The organism is Cytobacillus sp. NJ13 (assembly GCA_030348385.1).
Taxonomy (GTDB): domain Bacteria; phylum Bacillota; class Bacilli; order Bacillales; family Cytobacillaceae; genus Cytobacillus.
Window position 1 is genome coordinate 1,178,262 of the sequence record JAUCFP010000006.1, and the last position, 25,121, is coordinate 1,203,382.

Sequence of the window (25,121 nt, forward strand, 5' to 3'; positions counted from 1 at the left end):
TGTTCTGTTGAAGAGGGTTTGATGAATGGCAAGTTATTCTATTCGGCCTTATTAAGACGTTTAAGCTCAAGGCGTTCTTCGATTTTTTCCATTGCATCTTGATCTTTAAGCAGCTGGCGTTTATTTTCTGAAACTAATTCAGCAAAGGAGCGTTTTCTAGGCTTTCTCATAAATCTTTCACCTTCCTTTAATAACATTGTAACAGTCATTATCTCCAGAAACTCTTTAAATTATTACAACTTTTCGAAAATTTAATCCGCATATACCCAGAATACGTGAAAAAAGTACATATGGTTCGTTATTATTGTTAAAATATTCAGAAAAAATCCCTCTCATATAAATTTCCTTTTTTTCGCGGCATAAACCTATACATAAAAAACATCTGCTCTCTGCAGATGTTTTTTTACATTTCATCTATATACTGATTCATAATCTCCAGGGACATCGCACTTAAATATTTATTCCGGATAATTCCTTCTTCATCAATAAAAAAAGTGGTCGGAATCGTTATTATTTGATAGGCATTGGATGCTTTTTCATTCACATCAAGCAGAATTGGAAAATTCACACGCATTTCTTCTGCAAAGCCAGCAACATCAGCTTGAGGATCGATGTTCACTGCCAAAATAACAACTTCATTTCCCTTTTGAGTATAGAATTTCTGGATATCAGGCATTTCAGCTTTACATGGAGGACACCATGTTGCCCAAAAGTTGAGCATGACTTTCTTTCCTCTATAATCTGAGAGCTTTACTGTTTCCCCCTGAAGGTTTTTCAATTCAAAATCTGGGGCTTTCAAGCCAATTCCTAAACCAGTCTGATTAACGGGATGACTCTCGACTTCATCTTTTTCAACTGCCTGCACCACAAAAATTGCGGTAGTGATTATTAATAACACAGCAGCTGCAAACATTTTTTTGAACATGCTGTATTCCCTCCCGGCTATTAGGGCCTTTTTGCTTCCTTGATTGTATTTTAACCTAGAAAAGCAAAATTAATAAGGTTCTGAACAGCCAAAAAGACAGCATAAATGTGACAGATCCATAAACAATTCCATAAAACCACTTTTTGAGCGGATATTTATTTTTTTTTATTTCTATTACTATATATATAAGAGCCAAAAAAGCACCTAAGATGAAACCTTTGCTTCCTCCTGAGAAATATAAAATCCCTAGAGGACTGCTTAGAATATTTTCTGTTTGAAAGAGAATTGAACTAAACTTATAAGTAAAAAAGCCAATGAGCAATGAATTTATTATGACATTCAGAAAGATTTTTTTATATTCCCCATGGTCTCTTAATGCATTTGCAATAGTTAAATATGCAACGATGCCTGAGAGCAGGACTAAAACCCATTCATACTTCACTAATAAAGGTCCAATCAAAAAAGCACCCAAAGTCAGCCCCCCAAAAATTCATATACAGTTAAGATACCTGAACCCGTATATTTTGTAAATAAAAAACCGCTATGTGAACGAGCACATAGCGGCAGTTAAAGTTAGTTTGCCAATTTATCACGAAGAACCATTTGCAGGATTCCGCCGTGACGGTAGTAATCAATTTCAACTTCAGAGTCGAAACGAACAAGAGCTTCAAAAGTAGTCTGATTGCCGTTTTCATCTGTAGCTGTAACCTTAACAAAGTCACGTGGTCTAACATTTTCGTCGATTTGAACATCGATCGTTTCTTTTCCTGACAAGCCAAGAGTTTCTGCACTTTCGCCTGCCTTGAACTGAAGCGGAAGTACACCCATTAGAACAAGGTTAGAACGGTGAATACGCTCATAGCTTTCAGCAATTACTGTCTTAATGCCAAGCAGGTTTGTACCTTTTGCAGCCCAGTCACGGGAAGATCCCATTCCATAGTCTTTGCCGGCAAGAACAACAAGGCCAGTTCCATCTTCTTTGTACTTCATGCAAGCATCATAGATCGATGTCACTTCTCCTGTAGGCCAGTAAGTTGTGAAGCCGCCTTCTGTGCCCGGAGCGATTTGGTTGCGGATACGGATGTTTGCAAATGTACCGCGCATCATAACCTCATGGTTACCGCGGCGGGATCCATAAGAGTTGAAGTCGCGTGGTTCAACACCGTTCTCACGAAGGTATTTTCCTGCTGGTGTATCTTTACCGATCGCACCTGCCGGAGAAATATGGTCAGTTGTTACAGAATCACCGAACTTGCCGACAACACGCAATCCTGATAATGGTTTCACTTCATCAGCATTAGGAGTTAAGCCTTCAAAGAACGGAGGATTCTGGATATATGTTGAATTATCATCAAATGAATATAACGGCTCATTGCTTGTTTGGATTTGGTTCCAGCGAGCATTGTCATCAAATACATGCTCATATTCTTTACGGAACAATTCAGGTGTAACAGTCTGTTTAACCACTTCATTAACTTCAGCAGTAGATGGCCAAATGTCGTTAAAGAAGACATCGTTGCCATTCTTATCTTTTCCGATTGGCTCGTTTTGAAGATCGATATCTACTGTTCCAGCAAGTGCATAAGCGACTACTAATGGAGGAGAAGCCAGGTAGTTAGCTTTTACTAGCGGATGGATACGCCCTTCAAAGTTACGGTTACCGGAAAGAACAGATGTTACAAGAAGATCGCTTTCAGCTACAGCCTTTTCGATTTCTTCTCTTAATGGACCGGAGTTACCGATACATGTTGTACAGCCATAACCTACAAGGTTGAATCCAAGCTGTTCCATGTATGGAAGAAGTCCTGAATCACGCAGGTATCCAGTAACAACCTTTGATCCCGGAGCCAAAGAAGTCTTAACGAACTTAGGAACTTCCATTCCAAGTTCAACTGCCTTTTTCGCCACTAAACCTGCACCAACTAAAACGTAAGGGTTTGAAGTATTTGTACAGCTAGTGATTGCCGCAATGGCAACAGCACCCGTTTTCATCTTGGTTGAATCTCCATTTGCAAATTCAACAGTGATTTCTTTGTCGATTTCTTTCTTACCCAAGCCAAATCCCTGGTTGCCTTGAGGAGCAGTGATAGCATCATTGAATTCCTTTTTCATTGCTGAAAGCGGAATTAAATCCTGCGGGCGCTTAGGACCTGAGAGGTTCGCTTCGATTTCGGAAAGATTGACTTCAACTACATTTGTATATACTGGCTCTATAGATGGATCAAAGAACATTCCATTTTCTTTGCAGTATTTTTCTACAATTTTGATTTGCTCTTCCGGACGTCCAGTCAGGCGCATGTAATCCAGGGCTTCCGCATCTACAGGGAAGAATCCGCAAGTAGCTCCGTATTCTGGTGCCATGTTAGCAATTGTAGCACGGTCAGCCAATGGAAGCTGTGTAACACCAGGGCCGAAGAATTCTACAAACTTGCCAACTACTCCCTGGCTGCGCAGTACTTGAGTTACCTTTAATGCAAGGTCAGTAGCAGTTGTTCCGTTAGGAAGCTCGCCAGTAAGCTTAACCCCTACCACTTCAGGAACAGGGAAATATGAAGGCTGGCCAAGCATTCCTGCTTCAGCTTCAATACCTCCTACACCCCATCCAAGAACGCCGATACCGTTGATCATGGTTGTATGGGAGTCAGTACCTACAAGAGTATCAGGGAAAGTTTCGAAATCGCCTTCCGTAGTTTCAAGAGCATGAACAACATTCGCAAGGAACTCAAGGTTTACCTGGTGAACAATACCTGTTGCAGGCGGAACTGCACGATAGTTGTCAAATGCTTTTTGTGCCCAGCTCAAGAACTGGTATCGCTCAGCATTGCGCTCGAATTCAAGCTCCATGTTGGCTTCAAGAGAATCAGGTGTACCATACTTATCTACCTGTACAGAGTGGTCGATAACTAGATCAACCGGCTTCTCAGGATTGATTTTGTCAGGGTCCCCACCCATGTCAGCCATTGCCTTACGCAATGAAGCCAGGTCAACTACTGCCGGAACTCCAGTGAAGTCCTGCAGAATGACACGTGATGGTTTGAAAGGAACATCTACTTCTTTTACTTCAGAAGTTCCCCATTTTGCCAGGTTTTCAACATGCTCTTTTGTAATTACACGGCCGTCATATTGACGAAGTACGGATTCCAATAATACCTTAATAGAATAAGGCAATTTGGAAACATTACCTACTCCAGCTTCTTCCAGAGCGCCTAAATGATAGTAATGATAGCGCTTCCCGTCCAGATCAAAGGATTTGCGGGAATTGAACACATCATTCTTTGCCAAATATATTACCCCCTCTTTCAATAAACATCATATACCAAGTGTTAGGTAATTGTCGAAAAGTTTGAATTTTCATCCATCCTTACTTTTCTCACAATTCCTATATTAATACAACCTGTTATATAAGTAAATAACAAGAAAGTTATTGTTTTTGATAAGTTTTTCTTATCATAATTTCTTATTTACTTCATTTAGCCTTTTAAACACCCTAATTGATAGCGTTTTTCAATTAGAAGATAAAACCCGTTTTTGCTTGGTTATTATACTGATAAAACGAAAAAGAGGAATCTTTTGTCTAAAATACAACATAAATTGACATCATCCACGGAAAAATAGTACTACGGAGGTGATTAGAATGGCTAAAAGAAAGGCTAATCATATTATAGAGGGTATGAATGCTGCAAAAGGGCAGGGCATGGGCACCGGATACAATGAGGAATTTTCCAATGAACCCCTAACAGAAGCTCAAAAGCAAAATAATAAAAAGCGGAAAAAGAATCAATAAATAAGAAAAGCGGAAGCGCCTTGCCCACCCCCGACAAGCACAAGACGAGCCTCTCGGAAAGGCGTTCTTTGCATTTTTGGGAGGCTTGACTTGTGACCTCGAGGGGGTAGGTGCTGGAGCTAGACAGTTATCGATGTTCAAAATGTTGTAATTCCTTAGTAAACTAAATTACCCGGCTGACCTCAGCCGGATTTTATATTCAAAACCTTCTAGTATTGATTCACATCATCAACCATGGATCGCAAGTCCTGCTGGAATCTCTCCAGTTGTGCCCGCTGATGATCAGAAGCTACCTCAAGCGCGTTTTCAATTTGAGCGTACGCTTCATTTACCTCCTGCTTAAGATGTTTAAGCTGATGGCCGTAACTGGCAGAATCTTTTACAATTTCAGCATAAAGCTCCTGTGCATCTTCCATTCCCTGCTGTGCTGCCTGAAATGCCTGCTGTTTATCTTTATGATATGGCATGCTTTTTTCACTCCTAATAAAATTTGTACCATTAAATTGCGCAATAGAACCATAAAATATTCCGCCAAATCACTCAGGTGGAAATCTTGAAATTCAGCCACAATTTGCAAGGCAATTTTTCATGTAAAAGAGCCAAACTAACACATAAGATGAAGGTGAATTTCTCCTTCTATCTTATTGCCCAGCAGCCAGTAAGACGGCAGCCCAGTATAACAGCTGCCTGGAGCGGAAGTCAGCATCCTATATTATGAGGAGGGCATCAAATGAACAAAAACAATGGCAAAGACATGCGAAAAAATGCACCCAAAGGACATAATAACGATGGACAGCCTGAACCATTAAGCGGCTCAAAAAAAGTGAAAAACCGTAACCATACCAGACAAAAACATAATTCCCACCATGATATGTAAATTTCAATAAAAATGCAGCTGCCTCAAAATAAGGCAGCTGCTAGAATTAAACAGCCGTTAATGCTTTTATAATGATCTCCTCTTCATTTGCAGTTACAGCCCGCAGATCAATCAGTATTTCTTCTTTATGTATCCTCACTATTATGGAAGGGCTACAATTAATCCTTAACTGGCGGCCAATTTGTTCCGCTGAATAACGCCGATGCTTTAAAACGGCAATCCAGGACGGCAGTTCAACATCGGGCATTGTGCCTCCCCCAACTTGCCCTGTGCTTTCTCTCATAGAGCATTCATAATCCTTCGCTGCTGCCTGTAATCTGTGAAGAAAATGTGCTGTTCTCGTTTCGAGTTCATCACTGGTCGTCAATACATCATGGACCACCGGAATATTTTTCAGCCCCTCTTCCCCTTTTAAGTAATCAATAAGCGTGCCTTCGAGCGCAGCAATTGTCATTTTATCAACTCGAAGAACCCGGGCAAGCTGGTGTTTTTTCAGTTTTTCAATTAAGTCTTTTCTCCCGGCTATAATGCCTGCCTGCGGGCCGCCCAAAAGCTTATCCCCGCTAAAAGAAACGATATCTGCGCCCATTTTTATCACATCACGTACGGCAGGCTCATTTCCAATTCCCTTGCTTTTAAAATCAAATAGTGCACCGCTGCCTAAGTCTTCATAGAATATGATATCTTTTTCTTTGGATAACTGGGCAAGTTCGTCAGTTCCAACTTCTTTGGTGAAGCCTATAATTTTAAAATTGCTCGTATGTACCTTCATTATCATGGCTGTATCTTCATTAATCACATTTTTATAATCTTCCAAATGGGTTTTATTCGTTGTTCCCACTTCAACAAGCGTTGCACCGCTCTCTTCCATTATGCTTGATACCCTGAAGGAGCCTCCGATTTCAACAAGCTGACCGCGGGAAACTATTACTTCTTTTTCTTCAGCAAGAGCTTTTAAGATGATATAAACAGCAGCAGCATTATTGTTAACTGCCATAGCTGCTTCTGCACCTGTCAGCTCTTTGACAAGGCTTTCCAGGTGAGTATGCCTGGATCCCCGTGCTCCTTCACCCAAGTTATACTCCAAATTGGAATAATTCATGGCAATTTCAAGCATATGTTCAGCTGCTGATTTGCTTATACGCGCTCGGCCAAGATTAGTGTGAAGAATAGTGCCGGTGGCATTGATAACCCTTTTAAGTGTATATCCATACCGAACAGTGATTACCTCTTCTGCTTTTTTAAATATAGCGTTCGTAAATTTTTCCGTACCAGGCTCCTCACCGGTCCAATTGCCAACAAGAATGTTATTCCTGATTTCAGAAATGACCTCTTTTAAAATGTTAGTTGTATGTATAGAGTCAAGTCCATACTGTTTCATTAAATGAGTAAAACGCCGGTCTTTTTGCAGTTCATGAACCGGCAAAATATTTCTGACTGTACTTTTCATATAGATCCCTCCAGCACTTGCCTGATTATTATATCATTTTTCACTATTTTACATGAAATGAATACAATAGATTGAAACAAGGGGGTTTTGAAATTGAACAAAAAGGAAGATTTCCATCCGTTTAATTTGGATGAATTGGAAAAATGGATGGAGGATTATTACCTGGACCCGCTTTCATCGTATTTAGATCAAATTACTTTTCGCATCGACTTATATGATACGGAAACGGAAATTATCGTTGAGGCGCTTTTAACAGGATGCGTTTCAAAAGATGTAACCGTTTCCTTAAAAGAAAACACTGTGATCATTAAAGCGGTTAAAATAGATGAAACAGATCCAATTCGCTGCGGCCAGCCATGTATGCGGAAGGTAAGGCTGCCTTTTTCAGTTATTAATAGAAAGGTAAATGCAGATTTCTCAAATGAGATATTAGAGATATGTATAAATAAACATGAAGCAGGGCCAGGATCCGATAGAGAAATAAACATTATTTGAAAAACTGAGATAGAGGTAGCCTTTTTGCCCTTTGTTTACATAAAATTATTATGGATCAGTAAAAAACCCCCTCCGTCGGAGAAGGTTTGGCAGCTTATTGCTGCATCTTTTCAATAATTTCTTTGGTTTTAGGAAAAATGCCAGTATCGAGCTTAGAATAAAGCTTTTCTCCATTTACTGTCACTTCGAAAGCTCCGCCTTTACTTGGAACCAGTTCCATTTTTGAAATTTCAGAGCGAAAATGTGTAAAAAGTTCTTCCGCGAAACTCGCGGCTTTTGGTGCGTAGTTTCACATCATGCAAAATTCAACAGTTACTTCATATGCCATATTTAAACCCCCGTGTGTAATTTGCTAAAATGTAAATATAATGACATTTTAGTATAACTAATTCATTACTGCAAATTGATTTGTTTTTCCTTCTTAATCGCTAATAAAGAAAAAAATTTATGGAGTGATCTTATGGATGCACAGAAATACTTAAAACGCATTGCAGTATCGGCTGAACGTAATCTGGATCTTAAATATCTGAAAGAACTCCAGAGCAGCCATATGCTCAACATTCCTTTTGAGAACTTGGATGTAACAAGAAAAATTCCTATTCAGCTGGACATTGATGCGTTTTTTAATAAAATTCTCGAAAGAAGCAGGGGAGGCTTTTGCTATGAATTAAACGGTCTTTTTCAACACCTGCTGTCAGAACTGGGATTTCAATCCCACTTAATTTCCTGTACCGTCAAAAAGCCGGCTGGATGGGTCAGAGAAGATTCCCATGCAGCCATACTGGTTTATTTAAACCAAATCCCATATTTGGTGGATGTAGGATTTGGTGATTCCGTCAGGCAGCCTTTACCTTTAACGGGTGAGGAAAAAACAGATGTAAGCGGAACTTACAGGATAAGAGAGTCCCGTGAAGGAATATATGATCTTCAAAGACTTGAGGATGGTGAATGGAGAATTCTTTACCGTTTTTCTGATAAGCCAAAGCAGCTGGATGACTTTCATGATGCATGTTTTTTTAATCAAACTTCTCCTGAATCCCATTTTACTCATGGCGACCTGGCCACTATTGCAACAAAGAATGGCCGTGTTACACTCTCAGGCTTGACTGTCACAAAGTCTGAAGAAGGCACAAAAGAAAAATATGAACTAACCGGGGAGGAAAAAAAGGAATTTCTCCGCGAGCAATTCAATATTAAATTGTAAAAGGGACAGCCATGCAGCCGTCCCTTTTGCTTTATCATAATTTTGTTCTTAGTTTATCAAGCATATCAGCAGTCATCTTGGCTAAATCGAAGTCTGCTTTGAAACCCCACTCTTCTTTTGCTGCCGATGCATCAATCGAATTTGGCCAGCTGTCGGCAATCGCCTGGCGCACAGGATCAACCTCATAGGAAATTTCAAACCCGGGAATATGCTTTCTAATCTCAGCAGCAATCTGTTCAGGTTCAAAACTCATAGCAGTCACATTAAAGGAGTTGCGGTGTATGAGTTTATCAGCGTCAGCTTCCATTAAGTCAACGATTGCATTTAGTGCATCCGGCATATACATCATATCCATATATGTGCCCTGGTCGATATAAGAAGTATAGCGGCCATTTTTAATCGCTTCATAATAGATCTCAACCGCGTAATCAGTCGTTCCGCCCCCTGGAGGAGTAACATAAGAGATTAAACCAGGGAATCGCAAGCCTCTAGTATCAACACCAAACTTGTAATGGTAGTAATCAGACAGTAATTCACCCGCAACCTTGTTCACGCCATACATAGTAGTTGGGCGGTGAATAGTATCCTGTGGAGTGTTGTCTTTTGGAGTAGAAGGACCAAATGCGCCAATGGAGCTTGGCGTAAAGAATTGTGCGTTGCACTCTCTAGCCGTTTCAAGTGCATTCATAAGCCCACCCATATTTAAATTCCATGCAAATACGGGATTGGCTTCAGCTGTTGCTGATAACAGGGCTGCCATATGGATGACTGTATCCACATTATATTTTTTAGCCGTGTCCAGCATTGATTTTGCATCGGTAACATCAACCATTTCAAACGGTCCTGAATGGGCAGCTTCAGACTCATTTTTTCTGATGTCTGTTGCAATAACATTGTCTGTTCCATAGATTTCTCTTAATTTCAAGGTTAGTTCAGAGCCGATCTGACCTAAAGCTCCAGTAATCATAATTCGTTTCATCTTATTCCTCCAACGTTTCCTCTTTGCCTTATAGATTTTGCTTTATTTAGTCAAACTTAAATAATTCCCATTTCTTTGCCGACTTTTTCATAAATTGAAATGGCCTTATCCAGCATTTCTTTCGTATGTGCGGCAGATGGCATATTTCTGACACGGCCCGTTCCCCTTGGGACAGTCGGGAAGACGATTGATTTCGCATAAACGCCTTCTTCATTGAGTTTTTTGCTGAATTCCTGTGTTTTTACTTCATCTCCCACAATACAAGGAGTAATTGGTGTTTCACTGTCGCCAATATCAAATCCTAATTTTTCCAGACCATCCTTAAGGTAATTGGCATTTTCCCATAACTTTTCATTCAGCTCTGTGCTTTCCATCAGCAGCTCAATGGCTTTCGTGCTTGCTGCTACATCAGCAGGTGTTAAAGATGTTGAGAATAGGAATGGTCTGCTGCGGACTTTCAGCCAATCGATCAAGTCTTTTTTGCCGGCCACATATCCGCCAACAACACCTATTGCCTTAGAAAGTGTTCCGATCTGGAAATCGATTTTATCGGAAAGGCCGAAGTGCTTAACAGTACCTGCTCCCTTTCCAAGAACCCCTGAACCGTGTGCATCATCCACATAAGTAATCAGATCGAATTCTTCTGCGATCTCCACAATCTCAGGAAGCTTTGCAATATCCCCATCCATTGAGAAAACGCCGTCAGTAATGACCATGATTTTGTTGTACTGTCCAGATTCTTTTGCTTCCTTCGCTTTTGCCCGTAAATCTTCCATATCAGAATGATTTACGCGAATAATCTTAGCTTTCGATAGACGGCATCCATCAATAATGGACGCATGGTTTAATTCATCAGACAGAATTGCATCATTTTTATCCATAACAGCTGAAATAGCTGCCATGTTACAATTAAAGCCTGACTGGTATGCGATGGCTGCTTCTGTATGTTTGAACTCAGCCAGCTTTTCTTCTAGTATTGTGTGAAGTTCAAGCGTTCCATTTATAGTGCGGACAGCACCTGCTCCAACCCCATATTTCTCAATTGCTTCGGTGGCGGATTTTTTAAGTCTTTCATCAGTTGCCAAACCTAAATAGTTATTGGATGAAAGATTGATTAGTTCTCTTCCATTGATTTTGATTATAGGGCCATTTGGGCTTTCAAGAGGGTCGATTACGTTGTAAAGTCCTCTATCCTTTAAATCCTCCAGGTTTTCCTGTAAAAAAGCATCTAAAATTTTGCTGGTCATCTCAGTATCCCCCAGTACATTTTTATTGAATGTCGCCAACTCATACACAACTGTATTTTCAGAGCGGACATTATTTCATGAAACAAATAAAGCTATGTAAAGGTTTTTTCAATTTATACTTTAACACATTTTTTCAATTTGTACACTTATGAAGGACAGATTTTCTTTCATTTTCATTACGATTGCCTGATATGTAGTTTGCCCCTTTAATTTGAAAAAATTTACCCGGCACATTTTAGCTCTATTGAATAAATATGCACAAAAATGATCTGTTTACTCTATAAATACACAGGGAACCAATCAAACATAGAACAATTGGTCAGGCATTAAGCCTTTGGAGGTATTTAAAATGAAACATCCGTTAAATGTAACTTCGGAAATAGGAGAATTAAAGACTGTCCTTCTGCATAGGCCGGGTAAGGAAATTGAAAATCTCACACCTCAATATTTGAAAAGACTTTTATTCGATGACATCCCCTTTTTGCCTGCCATTCAAAAAGAACATGATTATTTCGCCAATATACTAAGCAATCGGGGAATTGAGGTTTTATATCTCGATAAGTTGATGACAGAAGCCATACAGCAGGACGAGACAAGAATGTCGTTTATTGAAAAGGTCTTATGGGAAAGTCAATCGAATATAAATGGTTCCTACGAAACAGTAAAAGACTATCTCTTATCTCTTCCGCCTGATGAGCTGGTAAAGAAAGTAATGTCAGGTGTCGTAAAATCGGATATTGATAATGATAAGAAAATTCATCTTCATGAAATGATGCCGGATCATTATCCTTTTTATCTGGACCCAATGCCCAACCTTTATTTTACCCGGGATCCTGCTGCGGTTATAGGTGAAGGGATTACCATTAATCGAATGCATGAACCTGCAAGGAGACGGGAGTCCATTTTTATGGACTACATCATGAATCATCATCCCCGTTTTAATAAACATGAAATCCCTGCTTACTTTAAACGTGATGATCTCTACTCACTGGAAGGCGGAGATGAACTAATATTGAGCGATGAAGTGGTCGCCATTGGCGTCAGCGTAAGAACTTCTGCACAAGGGATAGAAAAACTTGCAAGGGAACTTTTCACCCGCCAGAAATCCATTAAAAAAGTTGTGGCAATTGAGATCCCCAAAATCCGGGCCTTCATGCACCTGGATACTGTATTTACGATGATTGACCGCGATAAATTCACCTACCATCCTGCTATTGAAGATAGAGATGGCAGAATGAAGATTTACATACTGGAACAGGAGGAGAATTCCGATCTTCTTAAAATTACTGAGAAAAACTCTTTGAAGGAAACATTAAAAGAAGTTCTTCATCTTGATGAATTAGTGTTAATCCCTTGTGGAGGAGGCTGCCCGATTGCATCGGCTCGCGAACAATGGAATGATGGATCCAATACACTCGCAATCGCTCCCGGCGTAGTTGTAACTTATGACCGGAATTATGTCTCAAACGACATCCTCCGTCAAAATGGGGTTGAGGTCATTGAAATTCTCAGCTCCGAACTCTCTAGAGGACGGGGTGGCCCAAGATGCATGAGCATGCCGATAATAAGAGAAAATATTAGCTGGTAAATCGGGCGGTTCCTTATACCGCCCGATTTTTTCATATGTATCCTCTAAATTTAGATGATCATCCCCCTTTTCCTCTCCTCCTTCTGAAAAAACCAGTTCTTTTAAGTAAAAACGCAAATATAAATATACTAATGTGATTTAAAACAAGCATTCTCCTCCTCTTTTTATAAGGTTTTCTTCTTAATAATTTATTTTTATTTATAATCATTATAAAAAAGTATTGATTTTATATTGAGAAATGTTATCATTATGAATGTAAGCAAGCTATTAAACTTTTATGAGGTGATTATAGAATGACAAATAAGAATAATCTAACTACAAGCTGGGGCGCCCCTGTTGGCGACAATCAAAATTCAATGACTGCTGGCTCAAGAGGACCTACTTTAATTCAGGATGTACACTTGCTGGAAAAGCTCGCCCATTTCAACAGAGAACGTGTGCCTGAGCGGGTAGTTCATGCCAAAGGTGCTGGCGCACATGGCTACTTTGAAGTTACTAATGACCTCACTAAATATACAAAAGCCGCATTTCTATCAGAAGTAGGCAAAAAAACTCCTTTATTCGTCCGTTTTTCAACTGTAGCCGGTGAATTGGGCTCTGCTGATACTGTACGCGACCCACGCGGCTTTGCGGTTAAGTTTTATACAGAAGAAGGCAACTACGACCTTGTAGGTAACAATACGCCTGTATTCTTTATTAGGGATGCAATTAAATTCCCTGACTTCATTCATACACAAAAGCGTGATCCAAAGACACACCTGAAAAACCCAACAGCCGTTTGGGACTTCTGGTCCTTATCCCCTGAATCGCTGCACCAGGTAACCATCTTGATGTCAGACCGAGGCATACCTGCAACCCTTAGACATATGCACGGATTCGGCAGCCATACATTTAAATGGGTAAATGAACAAGGTGAAGGTTTCTGGGTTAAATATCACTTTAAAACTGAACAGGGCGTTAAAAACCTAAGCGTGGACGCTGCAGCAAAAATGGCTGGAGAAAACCCTGATTATCATACAGAGGATTTATTTAATGCAATTGAGAATGGCGATTTCCCATCATGGAAACTATGCGTGCAAATCATGCCGCTTGAAGATGCGAATACTTACCGCTTCGATCCATTCGATGTAACAAAGGTATGGTCACAGAAAGATTATCCTTTAATCGAAGTAGGACGCATGGTACTGAATAAAAATCCTGAAAACTACTTTGCTGAAGTTGAGCAGGCTACTTTCTCTCCTGGAACGCTCGTGCCGGGGATTGATGTTTCACCTGATAAGATGCTCCAGGGTCGTTTGTTCGCCTATCATGATGCACACCGCTACCGTGTAGGTGCGAACCATCAGATGCTGCCAATCAACCGCCCTAAGAACGAAGTGCAAAACTATCAGCGTGACGGTCAGATGCGATTTGACAACAATGGCGGAGGTTCTGTTTATTACGAGCCGAACAGCTTTGGAGGACCTGCTGAGGCACCGGAGCACAAGCAGGCTGCATACCCTGTTTCCGGTTTAGCCGAAAGCGTTGCGTATGATCATAATGACCACTACACACAAGCCGGTGATCTATACCGCTTAATGAGTGAAGAGGAACGCTCCCGTCTTGTGGCAAACATTGTTGCAGCAATGAAGCCTGTAGAAAAAGAAGAAATTAAGCATCGCCAGATTCAGCATTTCTTTAAAGCGGATCCTGATTACGGTACACGTATTGCTAAAGGGCTTGGCCTGGCAGTTCCTCAGGGAGTAAAGTGAACCATAAGAAATAGCGAAAGGTGCCAATAACCTAATTGGCACCTTTTTTCCGGGTGAAGTGTTAGTGTGACCCCCCTATTTGCTGATCCCCCAACATTACTTCCCGCCTATTTTTCAATGCCATAAATTCAACATCCAGCTTTAATAGAGCCTTTAATTAAGAAAGGGCAGACTTCAATTTATCCCAATAATCGAATTACATTATTCACAAGAAATAACTTTAGATAGAAAAAACAGTCTAAATCTAGTAAGATATCCACATGGAATATTAGAGAAGAGGTAAAAAAATGAGCGTATTAAATGTACAAAATTTAAGTCACGGTTTCGGTGATCGTGCAATTTTCAATGATGTGTCTTTTCGACTTTTAAAAGGTGAACACGTTGGACTAGTTGGGGCAAATGGTGAGGGTAAGTCTACTTTCATGAATATTGTTACCGGGAAGTTGCAACCCGACGAGGGGAAAGTTGAGTGGTCACGAAAAGTTCGTGTTGGTTACTTAGATCAGCATGCTGTACTTAAAAAAGGCACTACGATGCGTGACGCTTTGAGTACTGCTTTTCAATATCTTTTTGATGCTGAATCAGAGATCAATGAACTTTATGCAAAAATGGGTGATGAAGGTGCTGATATCGATGCATTACTTGCAGAAGTTGGCGAGCTGCAAGAAACTTTAGATAGTAATGATTTCTATCAAATTAATTCAAAAGTTGAGGAAGTTGCTCGTGGCCTAGGATTAGACGAAGTTGGACTTGATCGTGATATAGATGATCTTAGCGGTGGGCAACGTACGAAAGTTTTACTAGCTAAGCTTTTGCTGGAAAAGCCTGAAATCCTATTACTAGACGAGCCTACAAACTATTTGGATGAACAGCATATCGAATGGTTGAAGCGCTATTTACAGGAATATGAGAATGCATTTATCTTGATTTCACATGATATTCCATTCTTGAACAATGTTGTTAACTTGATCTATCACATGGAAAACCAAGAGTTGAATCGCTATGTTGGTGACTATGATAACTTCTTAACAATATATGCAATGAAAAAGCAGCAGCTAGAGGCTGCATACAAGCGTCAACAACAAGAAATTTCTGATTTAAAGGATTTCGTTGCCCGCAACAAGGCAAGTGTTGCGACTCGAAATATGGCGATGTCTCGTCAAAAGAAGCTCGACAAAATGGAAATTATTGAATTGGGAAGAGAGAAGCCGAAACCAGAGTTTATTTTCAAAGAAGCTCGTGCAGCCAGTCGTTGGATTTTCACGACGGAAGATCTTGTTATTGGCTACAATGAACCACTTTCTCGCCCTCTGAATTTGAAAATGGAACGCGGACAAAAAATTGCATTCGTGGGTGCTAACGGTATTGGTAAGTCTACTCTTTTAAAAAGTATTCTTGGATTGATTAGTCCCATTTCGGGTAAAGTGGAACGCGGTGAGTATCAATACATCGGTTACTTCGAGCAGGAAGTTAAACAGTCCAACTACAACACTTGTATTGAAGAGATTTGGAGCGAGTTCCCAAGTATGAATCAGGCTGAAGTTCGTGCTGCTCTTGCAAAATGCGGATTAACGACGAAACATATTGAAAGTAAAATCGAAGTCCTTTCTGGTGGCGAAAAAGCCAAAGTTCGATTGTGTAAAATTTTAAACACAGAAACGAATTTATTAATTCTAGACGAACCTACCAATCACTTGGATGTGGATGCAAAAGAAGAATTAAAGCGTGCTTTAAAGGCATATCGCGGAAGTATCTTGATGGTATCCCACGAACCTGATTTCTATCGTGAAATTGCGACCGATATTTGGAATTGTGAGGATTGGACTACGAAAGTTTTTTAATTTCAATAAACAAGTTTAAATGGTATTAGGTCAAAAAAGCAGACACAATCACACTCCCCTGCCACGCAGGGGATTTTTCATTTCAGGCGCCCTTTTTATCAGGTTCAAACATTGTTCACAAAAGATTCTTATTTACCTTTAGGAGCTCCATATAAACATTCTAATAGCATATTCAGGCCATTTCCTATAAATGGAACACTTAAAAGCAATACAGGCAATGATTTCTTCGTGTATAATAAGGGAAGTTTTCAATATTCAATAATGAAAAATGAAAAATTAATTGGCAAAGGACTTATCACATTCATGACAAAAAAGAAGATTGCATGGATTACAGACAGCACAGCTTATATTTCTAGGGAGCTGCTCGAACATCCTGATGTTTATGTAGTGCCTCTATCAATTACATTCGGTGAAGAATCATTTGAAGATGGTATTGATTTAAACACAGACCAGCTGTATAGCCGAATCCGGACTGAAAAAGAAGTGCCTAAAACTTCACAGCCATCTGCCGGGAGATTTGCTGAACTATTTGAATCATTGAAGATTGAATATGATGCTGCGGTTGCTGTACATGTTTCCAGCAAATTAAGCGGTACGATGAACAGCTGCCTGGCAGGTTCAGAGCTGGCAGGGTTCCCTGTTTCGGCAGTTGATTCAAAATGTATGTCTTATGCAATAACGTCTTTAATATACAAAGGATTAAAGCTTGCTGAGAATGATATGCCAGCGCATAAGATTGCTGAAATCCTGCAAAGTGAGGCTGATAAATCTGAGAATTATATTTTGCTTGGCAGCCTTGAACAATTTTATAAAGGCGGCAGAATGTCAGGAACACAATATCTGCTGGGAAGCCTTTTAAAAATAAAGCCAATAATCCGCATTAACCGGGACGGTGAGTTTGAATTGTTTGATAAAGTCCGTTCGGATAAAAAAGCAATTAAAAGAATGATAGAATTGCTCGGGGATGCTTACGAAAACCACACCATTCCTCAGGTTCAAATCATGCACGGGAATGTGCGCGGCAAAGCGGAGGAACTGGCGGAGGAAATCAAATCGCACTTTCCCCGCCTCAATATTTTCATTGGTGAAATAAGCTCAACCATTGCTGCCCATGCTGGTGAAGGAACACTTGCCATCATTTGGCAGAATGAAAAGTAGAAAAAAGCACTCTCCCTAAGGGAAAGTGCTTTTTTCTATTCAATCCATGTATACATGTACTTTTCATCTTCTATTAACTTAGCTTTTTTCACCAATTTTAATGGTCTGAAGGTATCAATCATAACAGCAAGCTCAAGAGTTTCCTTTTTGCCAATGCTTGCTTCTGTCTTCCCGGGATGAGGGCCATGCGGAATCCCGCTCGGATGAAGAGTGATAGAGCCTTCCCTGATACCCTTTCTGCTCATAAAGTTGCCTTCCACATAATAAAGCAGTTCATCACTATTGACATTGCTGTGATAGTAAGGGGCAGGGATGGCCTCTGGATGGTAGTCATATAATCTGGGAACAAAAGAACATACAACAAAATTATGTCCTTCAAATGTCTGATGAACTGGCGGGGGCTGATGGACCCTTCCAGTAATCGGTTCAAAGTCTTCTATATTAAATACCCACGGATAGAGATAGCCGTCCCAGCCTTCCACATCAAGCGGATGATGATTCAGGATATGAGAATGCAAATATCCCCTTGTTTTCGTAATTACTTCATGTTCACCTTTTTGATCATACGTTTCCAAGTTCTCCGGTCCCCGAATATCTCTTTCACAGAATGGACTGTGTTCGAGCAGCTGTCCATATTCATTCCGATATCTTCTTGGTGTTGTAATTTGGCTGAAGGACTCCACCAGGAGCACCTTAGTCAATTGTTCTTTGTCCGGAATCATCCGATAAATAGTGCCAATCGGAATTATGACATAGTCCCCCGGACGATAGGTTAATGTTCCGAACATAGTTTCAATTTTTCCTGTTCCGTAGTGAATGTAAAGCATCTCATCGCCATCACCATTCCGGTAAAAGCTCTTCATCGACTCTGTAATATTTATAGTGCCTATTAGAAGATCTTCATTCCCAAGCAGATATTCCCGGGCTGAAAGTGCATCCCCTTTCTTTTCGATTTGATCTGTAAACAAATGGCGGTGCTTCAAGCTTTCCTGCTCCTCATACTCGGGAACATATTTTCCTATCAGTTCAGTACGTGCTATTTCTGTCGGCATGTAGTGATGATAAAGAATGGATTGGGTACCGGAAAAACCTTTTGTCCCCATAACCTGTTCCCTGAATAGGGTTCCATCCGCTTTTTTGAAAGTCGTATGCCGTTTGTGCGGGATTCTTCCCATTTGGCGATAAAACATGGTTCCACCTCACTTATTTGCAATTCGATTTTTTAAGACTCCAAGACTTGCAATCTCAAGCTCAACTTCATCTCCTTGTTCAAGCCAGCGGTGCACATCTGTGCCCAGCTCAAGGATGCAGCCGCTGCCAACAGTCCCTGAGCCTATCATTTCACCAGGGCAAAGGGTAACACCGTCAGAAGCCCGCTCAATCATTTCGTAAAAAGAATAGTAGATATCCTGCATATTCCCTTCTGATAGAAGAGTTCCGTTTACTTTTGCTGTCATCGTCAAATCATAGCCATTTTCAACACGGAAATCCTCCAGCTCATCTTTTGTAACGATATACGGCCCTGCAGAAGTGGCAAAATCCTTCCCTTTTGCAGGGCCAAGACCTACCTTCATTTCTTTGCGCTGAATGTCTCTTGCACTCCAGTCATTTAAGATGCAATACCCGAAAATATAATCATCCGCTTCAGAAGCTTTAATATCCCTTCCTTCTTTTCCAATGATACAGGCAATTTCGAGCTCGTAATCAAGCCATTCACATTGGCTGGGGCGTGAAATTTCTTCATTCGGACCCTTGATGCTTAAATGATTTGAGAAATAAAAAACAGGTATGTCATACCATTCGGGTATCATATCAAGTCCGCGGTTAGCTCTTGCCGTTTTTACGTGTTCCTCGAAAGCATAGAAATCCCGGAAGCTTTTTGGATTTGGAAGTGGAGCTTTTAAGGTGACTTCTGATAAAGGATAGACCCCTCTATCAGTGTCCTTCAGTTTTTTGCTTGAAGATAAGTATTCCATAAAAAATTCATGATTCTCCAGGAATGCCAGCATTGTTTTGGGAAGAACACCATTGGTCGCTTCATGCATATCAACGGCATACTTCTCATTCTTCAGCCAGCCAGCTCTAATGGATCCATCTGATTTTTGATAGGTTATGAATTTCATAGCATCACCTTGGGTCTGTTTTTCGGATTAATTCAAATACATCCGTCATCGGCCTGGTATATATATGTCCTGCCATCCGGCCAACTGGCTTCAGTTTCTCCGAATTAATCCTTCCATTTTCATATAGTTCTTCAGCAACATGCACATGCTCCACTTTTCCTATCACCAGGCTTCCTGAACCAGGATGTTCTCCAAAATGAAGTACCTGATGGAGACTGCATTCCAAGTGGACTTTTGATTCTTTCACCCGAGGAGGATTAACAGCTGCACTTTTTTCTTTTGTTAGCCCAGCGGCGACTAGTTCGTCTGTACCAGCCGGATAATCCGCTGCACAAATATTCATCTTTTCAGTAAAGTCTTCACTGACGATGTTAATAACGAATTCCTTTGTCGCTTCAATATTAGCAAGCGTGTCTTTCTTAGAGCCATCTGTCCCTTTTCGCATCGGTGAAAAGCAAATAAGCATCGGATCTGCACATATGGCAGTAAAAAAGCTAAATGGAGCTGCATTTACATTTCCGTCCGCATCCATAGTGGTAACAAACGCAATGGGACGCGGCAGGATAGAACCAGCCAGCAGCTTATAAGCGCCATTCCATTCCAGACTGGCAGGATTTAATTCCATACACCTTACACCGCCTTTTCATTTAGAAGTTTGTTTATCACATCTATGGCTGCTTCATTATCTTCCCTTGTACCTAAAGTCATCCGAAAAGCATCAAGATATCCCTCAAGCTTCATTTGCCTGACAACTAAGCCATTTGCAATCAAGTTTTCCGCTATAGGATACTGACTGAAAATATAAATAAAGTTGGTTTGGGATGGAAAAAAGCCAATGTGTAAATCATTTAACTTCTGCCTCACAAATTCCATCTCATTCGCATTTTTTTCAGCACATTCCCTTATAAAGCCTTGATCAATTAATGCTGCTGCAGCGGCCGCCTGTGCCAGATGATTGACATTAAAAACATCTTTTACCTTTTGAAGTTCATTCACTATCTCAGAATCCATGATTCCATAGCCGACACGGAGTCCGGCGAGACCATAAATTTTAGAAAAAGTCCTCAGAATGATCAAGTTCGGCTTCTTTTCCAAAAGTGAAATAGAGTCAAGGTAATCTGAAGATTGCACATATTCATAGTAAGCTTCATCTAGAATAATCAAGATATTCGAAGGAACTTTTTCGATGAATTGGAGAAGTTCTGTTTTACCGACTATGGTTCCTGTAGGATTGTTGGGATTGCAGATAAATACCATTTTTGTTTTTTTGTTGATCTGCGCATACATAGCATTTAAATTATGTGTACCATTTTGCAGCGGGACAGTTATAGCACTGCCGCCTTCAATCAGGACATTTGTTTCATATCGTGGAAAGGTAATCTGGGCCATAACAGCTTCGTCTCCAGGACTTATGTATGCTCTAGTCAATAAGCGGATGATTTCTTCTGAACCATTGCTTACCAGAAATTTATCTTCACTTATATTGTAGAACCCGGCCAGTTTGCCCTTGAGCAGGGAAACAGTTCCGTCCGGATAAAAATAAAGACTGTTCATTGCTTTGCTGATGCTGTTCTTTACTTCTGGTGAACAGCCATACACATTTTCATTATCAGACATTTTCCGGACAGCCATTAAATTGAACTTTTCTTTGATCTCTTCCGGCGAGCTGCCAAGCGGATAAGAAACAATCTTCTCCACTGCGCTTTTTGTCTGGATTCTGACCATCTGCGTTGCCTCCTTCTTTAATTATTATTAAAAAAGGGAGAAATCATCTCCCTTTTAGGCTAAAAAATTATAAATTTCCGCGTCTTTCCTGCTCGCGTTCAATTGATTCGAAAAGTGCTTTAAAGTTGCCTTCACCAAATCCTCTGGCACCTTTACGCTGAATGACTTCGATGAAAAGGGTTGGGCGGTCAACTATTGGCTTAGTGAAAATTTGAAGCAAATACCCTTCGTCGTCACGGTCAACAAGAATATTTAATTCTTTCAATTTATCAATCTCTTCATCAATCTTACCTACACGTTCAGAAAGCATTTCGTAGTAAGAATCAGGTGTGCTTAAAAACTCCACCCCATTTTTGCGCAGGATGCTGACAGTGCTGACGATATCCTCTGTCAGGATGGCCAGATGCTGCACACCAGGCCCGTTGTAGTATTCAAGATATTCCTCAATCTGGGATTTGCGTTTTCCTTCTGCAGGCTCATTAATCGGGAACTTTATCCTGCCGCCATTATGCATAACCTTGGACATCAGTGCGGAATATTCTGTTGTAATGTCTTTATCTGTAAAGTGCTTCATTTCCTTAAAGCCCATTACATTTGCATAATAATTCACCCATTCCTCCATTCTCTCTACATTTCCAACAACATGGTCGATTCCGATAAAGCCGGCATCTTCAAATGGAACTTCAGTTTGATAAGGCTCAAAGCCAGGCATGAATACGCCATTATAGTTATTGCGTTCGACAAGTGTGTGAATTGTATCTCCATATGTACCAATAACTGCTTTTTTTACTGTGCCATGCGCATCCTGTATTTCAAAAGGCGGCTGTATTTCAATTGCGCCTCTTTCGACTGCCGCACTGTAGGCCGTTTCAACATCATCGACAGCTAAGGCTATATCTTTAACGCCATCCCCATGCTTTTTAATGAAATTCGATACTCTGGAACTGTCATTTAAAGTTCCGGTGATCACGAGGCGGATCTTTCTTTGCTGAAGAACATAAGACACCGTTTCCCTATTGCCTGTTTCCAGACCAGAATAAGCAACTGGCTTAAAGCCGAAAGCCGTGCAGAAATAATGGCAGGACTGTTTCGCATTCCCTGAGTAGATTTCTAAATAATCTACCTCCTTCACAGGAAAGAAATCGGCTTTCTTTTGTTCCCTTAACATTTTTTCATCTTGCATACTAACCCCTCCATTTCAAATATTAATAATATTTTGAATTTATCATATATGAAATCTGCAAACGTTCTCAAGAGTTCAAGTTAAAGCTATAATGCACTTCTGCATTAAAGTAAGTTACACTTTTAACTTTTGCTCATTTTTGCTTTTTGGCGGGATGTGAATAGCCTGATTCCTTAAAGCTTCTACAGCTTCAAGCAAGCCTTCATTTACACTGGGATGGGGATAGTTCGGGAAAATTAGATCTTCATCCCTGGCTGCCATTTCCAATGCAGTAATGCCGGCTGAAATTAGCTCTATTGCCCCAGTGCCTACCATGTGGATTCCCAAAAGAACTTGTTTTTCCTTGCAGCTGATCACTTTTATAAATCCTTCTTTTTTTCCGGCCAAAATGCTAAATCCGTTAGCAGACAATGAAAAATGGCCAATTTCAATATCCTTGCCCATGTTAATTGCTTCCTTTTCCGTTAACCCGGCACTCGCAATAGGAGGCTGTGTATGAGCTGCAATCGGAATGAAATGGAAATCTGATTCTGATTGAAACCCCGCAATCGCTTCTGCAGCTGTTTTTCCTTGTTTAATTGCCTTTACAGCAAGTGCCGGACCATCTGTTACATCACCCACTGCGAAGATATGATTCTGTGTTGTCCTGCTTTGGGCATCCACCTTTATAAACCCCGCTGCACATTGTTCAACCCCTATTCGGGATAGTCCCAGCTGTTCGGTGTTTGGTCTAATGGCAGTTGAAACAAATAAATGTGTGCCTGAAATTGTTTCTATTTCTCCCTTCAATTCAAAAGTTACTGTAAACATGTCTTCCTTATGCTGTAATTCCAATACATCTGAATTTCTTACTATGTCTATTTTTTTCTTTTTTAAAATCCTTTTCAGTTCCCGGCAAATGGACTGATCGAAATCAAAATCCTCTTTCCCATCTTCGAGGATTAAAGTCACTTTAGATCCCAGGGCCTGAAAAGCCATACCAATTTCAAGCGCAATATAGTCACTGCCATAGATTAATAGTTTATCGGGTATTTCACTCAAATCTGAAATGGAATGCTGATCTAATACCATTTCACTTAACTCTCTTGTCCAAGGTGGTTTTTCAGGTATTCCGCCGGTCGCAATGATTGCATCCCTGAATCTGAAAACATCAAATTTGTCTCCTTTTTCGATGCCAACCTTATCCTCAGACAGAAAAAAAGCTGAACCATTAAGTATTTCAATATTATTGGCTTGACAGAGGGCTTCAACTCCTGCCCGGAGCTGTTCAATTTTCTTCTGTTTGTATTGCTGAAGTTTGTTTAAATTAAACGATATATCTCCTCCTTCCAGCCCCCAATTTTCCCCCTCTTGAAATGAAGTGAATTTTTCTGCAGACTGTGTAAGGATCTTTGAAGGTATGCAGCCTTTATTTAAACAGATCCCGCCAAGCTGTTCCTGTTCAACCAAGGTAACACTGTGCCCGAGCTGTGCAGCACGGATCGCAGCATGATACCCTCCAGGGCCGCCTCCGATAATGATGACATCGCGCTCATGTGCCAGTTCTCCAACTACCATTTATACCATCTCCAGAACAATCATTTTCGGATTTTTAATCAATTCAGCAAACCGGTTTGTAAAGCGTACAGCTGTCGCCCCGTCTGCAACTCTATGATCAAAAGACATAGATATATTCATCATTGAGCGGATCACAATCTGGTCATCGTCTGTCACAACAGGCATCTTTTTTGTTTTATGAAAAGAAACCAGTGCGGTTTGCGGATGCTGAATAATCGGTGTCGCTCCAAAGCTTCCGCCAAGCGGTCCTACATTGCTGATCGTGAATGTTCCGCCAGATATTTCTTTGACAGAAAGCTTATTTTCCACCGCTTTTTCCGTGAGCTGTTTCATTTCCTCATGAATTTCTCTGATTGTCTTATTCTCAACATGGTTAATGACCGGAACGATGAGCCCCTCATCGGTATCAACCGCAATACCGATATGGTGTACACTTGCCAAATGTATTTCTTCCATTTCTTCATGCAGGACTGAATTGAACACAGGAAATTCTTTCAGGCAAATTGACAATGCCTTCAGGAAAAAGGCTGTTGCAGATATATTTTGATTCAGAATTTTAAGTTCTTTTCTGAAAGTAATCAGCTCCGTTACATCGATTTCTTCAAAATGGGTACAATGCGGAATGGTATAGAGGGATTGTGCCATTTTCCTGGCAATCTGTTTCCTTCTGCCCCTAAATGGAATGATTCCTTTTTCAGCAGGAGGGCTTATTATAGTATCCATCGAAACAGCTTGCTCCTCTTCAGCTGGCTCAGGCTTACTCTGTGCGGATGCTAAGTATTGATAGATGTCTTCATCCAAAATTCGACCGGCAGGACCTGTCCCAGTAATATTCTCGATGTTTATCGAATTTTCCCGTGCTATTTTTCTTGTAAATGGAGATGCAAGCACCCGTTTTCCTTTGAATGCCGCAAAAGATTGAAATGGCTCCTGCGGCTTATGAGAGTTTGCAGGATGAGAAGTAACCTTCACCTTCTCAATGCCATCATGTCCCTCCGCCTCTAAAATTAGAATGGTCGTCCCCACTGTAACCGTATCGCCAGGCTCCACTTTAAATTCCTTAATAATTCCCGCTCTGGGAGCAGGTATTTCAGCAGTCATTTTATCAGTCTGTACTTCAACCAGCGGATCATCGGCTTTGACTGCATCCCCTGGTTTGACTAAAAAGCAATTGATATCTGCTTCTGTCATGCCTTCTCCAATATCGTGAAGTTTCACTTCCACGGCTTCTCCT

At 40.6% G+C, this 25,121-nt stretch carries 22 protein-coding genes; 8 read left to right on the forward strand and 14 right to left on the reverse strand.

The window, feature by feature from the left end; translation table 11 throughout:
- Positions 1 to 38 precede the first annotated feature (38 nt).
- The 3 genes from QUF73_05770 to acnA form a co-directional block, all read right to left on the reverse strand.
- Positions 39 to 170 carry an FbpB family small basic protein gene (locus QUF73_05770; GenBank protein MDM5225715.1) on the reverse strand — a complete coding sequence of 44 codons (132 nt, stop codon included), beginning with the start codon at positions 168 to 170 and terminating at the stop codon, positions 39 to 41.
- 233 nt (positions 171 to 403) lie between these two features.
- The gene (locus QUF73_05775; protein MDM5225716.1) at positions 404 to 925 is read right to left on the reverse strand and encodes a TlpA disulfide reductase family protein; all 522 of its coding nucleotides are present in this window, start codon (positions 923 to 925) and stop codon (positions 404 to 406) included.
- 573 nt (positions 926 to 1,498) lie between these two features.
- Positions 1,499 to 4,207, reverse strand: coding sequence for an aconitate hydratase AcnA (gene acnA, locus QUF73_05780; GenBank protein MDM5225717.1), 2,709 nt, complete (start codon positions 4,205 to 4,207; stop codon positions 1,499 to 1,501).
- A 352-nt stretch (positions 4,208 to 4,559) separates the two neighbouring features.
- Between acnA and sspO the strand changes: the two genes are divergently transcribed.
- A complete protein-coding gene (gene sspO, locus QUF73_05785) occupies positions 4,560 to 4,709 on the forward strand; it encodes a small acid-soluble spore protein O (GenBank protein MDM5225718.1) in 150 nt (49 codons plus the stop codon).
- A gap of 209 nt (positions 4,710 to 4,918) precedes the next feature.
- Here the strand turns inward: sspO and QUF73_05790 are convergent, their stop codons facing one another.
- Positions 4,919 to 5,176: a hypothetical protein gene (locus tag QUF73_05790; GenBank protein ID MDM5225719.1), complete on the reverse strand. Its 258-nt coding sequence runs from the start codon at positions 5,174 to 5,176 to the stop codon at positions 4,919 to 4,921.
- A 263-nt stretch (positions 5,177 to 5,439) separates the two neighbouring features.
- Here QUF73_05790 and QUF73_05795 point away from each other — a divergent pair, with 263 nt between their 5' ends.
- Positions 5,440 to 5,586 carry a small acid-soluble spore protein P gene (locus tag QUF73_05795; protein MDM5225720.1) on the forward strand — a complete coding sequence of 49 codons (147 nt, stop codon included), beginning with the start codon at positions 5,440 to 5,442 and terminating at the stop codon, positions 5,584 to 5,586.
- A gap of 46 nt (positions 5,587 to 5,632) precedes the next feature.
- Here the strand turns inward: QUF73_05795 and selA are convergent, their stop codons facing one another.
- On the reverse strand, positions 5,633 to 7,036 hold the full coding sequence (gene selA / locus QUF73_05800) for an L-seryl-tRNA(Sec) selenium transferase (GenBank protein ID MDM5225721.1): 1,404 nt from the start codon (positions 7,034 to 7,036) through the stop codon (positions 5,633 to 5,635).
- Between the two features lie 93 nt (positions 7,037 to 7,129).
- Between selA and QUF73_05805 the strand changes: the two genes are divergently transcribed.
- Positions 7,130 to 7,531, forward strand: coding sequence for an Hsp20 family protein (locus QUF73_05805; GenBank protein MDM5225722.1), 402 nt, complete (start codon positions 7,130 to 7,132; stop codon positions 7,529 to 7,531).
- 460 nt (positions 7,532 to 7,991) lie between these two features.
- Complete coding sequence (locus QUF73_05810) at positions 7,992 to 8,735, forward strand: arylamine N-acetyltransferase (protein ID MDM5225723.1); 744 nt, start codon at positions 7,992 to 7,994, stop codon at positions 8,733 to 8,735.
- A 34-nt stretch (positions 8,736 to 8,769) separates the two neighbouring features.
- Here QUF73_05810 and QUF73_05815 read toward each other — a convergent pair whose 3' ends face one another.
- Together QUF73_05815 and QUF73_05820 are read right to left on the reverse strand one after the other, a co-directional pair.
- Complete coding sequence (locus tag QUF73_05815) at positions 8,770 to 9,714, reverse strand: L-threonine 3-dehydrogenase (protein MDM5225724.1); 945 nt, start codon at positions 9,712 to 9,714, stop codon at positions 8,770 to 8,772.
- 56 nt (positions 9,715 to 9,770) lie between these two features.
- Entirely contained in the window at positions 9,771 to 10,961 is a 1,191-nt protein-coding gene (locus QUF73_05820) for a glycine C-acetyltransferase (GenBank protein MDM5225725.1), read from the reverse strand.
- 349 nt (positions 10,962 to 11,310) lie between these two features.
- Between QUF73_05820 and arcA the strand changes: the two genes are divergently transcribed.
- From arcA to QUF73_05840, 4 genes are all read left to right on the forward strand, one after another.
- On the forward strand, positions 11,311 to 12,549 hold the full coding sequence (arcA, locus tag QUF73_05825; GenBank protein ID MDM5225726.1) for an arginine deiminase: 1,239 nt from the start codon (positions 11,311 to 11,313) through the stop codon (positions 12,547 to 12,549).
- A gap of 293 nt (positions 12,550 to 12,842) precedes the next feature.
- A complete protein-coding gene (katA, locus tag QUF73_05830) occupies positions 12,843 to 14,300 on the forward strand; it encodes a catalase KatA (GenBank protein MDM5225727.1) in 1,458 nt (485 codons plus the stop codon).
- Positions 14,301 to 14,587: 287 nt separating this feature from the next.
- Positions 14,588 to 16,141, forward strand: a complete 1,554-nt coding sequence (locus QUF73_05835; protein MDM5225728.1) for an ABC-F family ATP-binding cassette domain-containing protein — start codon at positions 14,588 to 14,590, stop codon at positions 16,139 to 16,141.
- A 303-nt stretch (positions 16,142 to 16,444) separates the two neighbouring features.
- Positions 16,445 to 17,299, forward strand: a complete 855-nt coding sequence (locus QUF73_05840; GenBank protein MDM5225729.1) for a DegV family protein — start codon at positions 16,445 to 16,447, stop codon at positions 17,297 to 17,299.
- 35 nt (positions 17,300 to 17,334) lie between these two features.
- Here the strand turns inward: QUF73_05840 and QUF73_05845 are convergent, their stop codons facing one another.
- The 7 genes from QUF73_05845 to QUF73_05875 form a co-directional block, all read right to left on the reverse strand.
- On the reverse strand, positions 17,335 to 18,489 hold the full coding sequence (locus QUF73_05845; protein ID MDM5225730.1) for a homogentisate 1,2-dioxygenase: 1,155 nt from the start codon (positions 18,487 to 18,489) through the stop codon (positions 17,335 to 17,337).
- A gap of 9 nt (positions 18,490 to 18,498) precedes the next feature.
- Complete coding sequence (locus tag QUF73_05850) at positions 18,499 to 19,422, reverse strand: fumarylacetoacetate hydrolase family protein (GenBank protein MDM5225731.1); 924 nt, start codon at positions 19,420 to 19,422, stop codon at positions 18,499 to 18,501.
- A gap of 4 nt (positions 19,423 to 19,426) precedes the next feature.
- The gene (locus tag QUF73_05855; protein ID MDM5225732.1) at positions 19,427 to 20,047 is read right to left on the reverse strand and encodes a flavin reductase family protein; all 621 of its coding nucleotides are present in this window, start codon (positions 20,045 to 20,047) and stop codon (positions 19,427 to 19,429) included.
- A gap of 5 nt (positions 20,048 to 20,052) precedes the next feature.
- Positions 20,053 to 21,147, reverse strand: a complete 1,095-nt coding sequence (gene hisC, locus QUF73_05860) for a histidinol-phosphate transaminase (GenBank protein MDM5225733.1) — start codon at positions 21,145 to 21,147, stop codon at positions 20,053 to 20,055.
- Positions 21,148 to 21,214: 67 nt separating this feature from the next.
- Positions 21,215 to 22,330, reverse strand: coding sequence for a 4-hydroxyphenylpyruvate dioxygenase (gene hppD / locus QUF73_05865; GenBank protein ID MDM5225734.1), 1,116 nt, complete (start codon positions 22,328 to 22,330; stop codon positions 21,215 to 21,217).
- 114 nt (positions 22,331 to 22,444) lie between these two features.
- Entirely contained in the window at positions 22,445 to 23,887 is a 1,443-nt protein-coding gene (gene lpdA, locus QUF73_05870; protein MDM5225735.1) for a dihydrolipoyl dehydrogenase, read from the reverse strand.
- Positions 23,888 to 25,111: a dihydrolipoamide acetyltransferase family protein gene (locus tag QUF73_05875; protein ID MDM5225736.1), complete on the reverse strand. Its 1,224-nt coding sequence runs from the start codon at positions 25,109 to 25,111 to the stop codon at positions 23,888 to 23,890.
- Positions 25,112 to 25,121 lie beyond the last annotated feature (10 nt).

Excerpts from the sequence above, each read along its gene's own strand:
- QUF73_05845 (MDM5225730.1), bottom strand. The coding sequence starts at position 18,489 with ATGTTTTATCGCCAAATGGGAAGAATCCCGCACAAACGGCATACGACT.
- QUF73_05770 (MDM5225715.1), bottom strand. The coding sequence starts at position 170 with ATGAGAAAGCCTAGAAAACGCTCCTTTGCTGAATTAGTTTCAGAAAAT.
- QUF73_05835 (MDM5225728.1), top strand. The coding sequence starts at position 14,588 with ATGAGCGTATTAAATGTACAAAATTTAAGTCACGGTTTCGGTGATCGT.
- selA (MDM5225721.1), bottom strand. The coding sequence starts at position 7,036 with ATGAAAAGTACAGTCAGAAATATTTTGCCGGTTCATGAACTGCAAAAA.
- QUF73_05795 (MDM5225720.1), top strand. The coding sequence starts at position 5,440 with ATGAACAAAAACAATGGCAAAGACATGCGAAAAAATGCACCCAAAGGA.
- katA (MDM5225727.1), top strand. The coding sequence starts at position 12,843 with ATGACAAATAAGAATAATCTAACTACAAGCTGGGGCGCCCCTGTTGGC.
- QUF73_05855 (MDM5225732.1), bottom strand. The coding sequence starts at position 20,047 with ATGGAATTAAATCCTGCCAGTCTGGAATGGAATGGCGCTTATAAGCTG.
- QUF73_05790 (MDM5225719.1), bottom strand. The coding sequence starts at position 5,176 with ATGCCATATCATAAAGATAAACAGCAGGCATTTCAGGCAGCACAGCAG.
- lpdA (MDM5225735.1), bottom strand. The coding sequence starts at position 23,887 with ATGGTAGTTGGAGAACTGGCACATGAGCGCGATGTCATCATTATCGGA.
- QUF73_05850 (MDM5225731.1), bottom strand. The coding sequence starts at position 19,422 with ATGAAATTCATAACCTATCAAAAATCAGATGGATCCATTAGAGCTGGC.
- QUF73_05820 (MDM5225725.1), bottom strand. The coding sequence starts at position 10,961 with ATGACCAGCAAAATTTTAGATGCTTTTTTACAGGAAAACCTGGAGGAT.
- QUF73_05815 (MDM5225724.1), bottom strand. The coding sequence starts at position 9,714 with ATGAAACGAATTATGATTACTGGAGCTTTAGGTCAGATCGGCTCTGAA.
- sspO (MDM5225718.1), top strand. The coding sequence starts at position 4,560 with ATGGCTAAAAGAAAGGCTAATCATATTATAGAGGGTATGAATGCTGCA.
- hppD (MDM5225734.1), bottom strand. The coding sequence starts at position 22,330 with ATGCAAGATGAAAAAATGTTAAGGGAACAAAAGAAAGCCGATTTCTTT.
- hisC (MDM5225733.1), bottom strand. The coding sequence starts at position 21,147 with ATGGTCAGAATCCAGACAAAAAGCGCAGTGGAGAAGATTGTTTCTTAT.
- QUF73_05840 (MDM5225729.1), top strand. The coding sequence starts at position 16,445 with ATGACAAAAAAGAAGATTGCATGGATTACAGACAGCACAGCTTATATT.
- QUF73_05810 (MDM5225723.1), top strand. The coding sequence starts at position 7,992 with ATGGATGCACAGAAATACTTAAAACGCATTGCAGTATCGGCTGAACGT.
- arcA (MDM5225726.1), top strand. The coding sequence starts at position 11,311 with ATGAAACATCCGTTAAATGTAACTTCGGAAATAGGAGAATTAAAGACT.
- QUF73_05775 (MDM5225716.1), bottom strand. The coding sequence starts at position 925 with ATGTTCAAAAAAATGTTTGCAGCTGCTGTGTTATTAATAATCACTACC.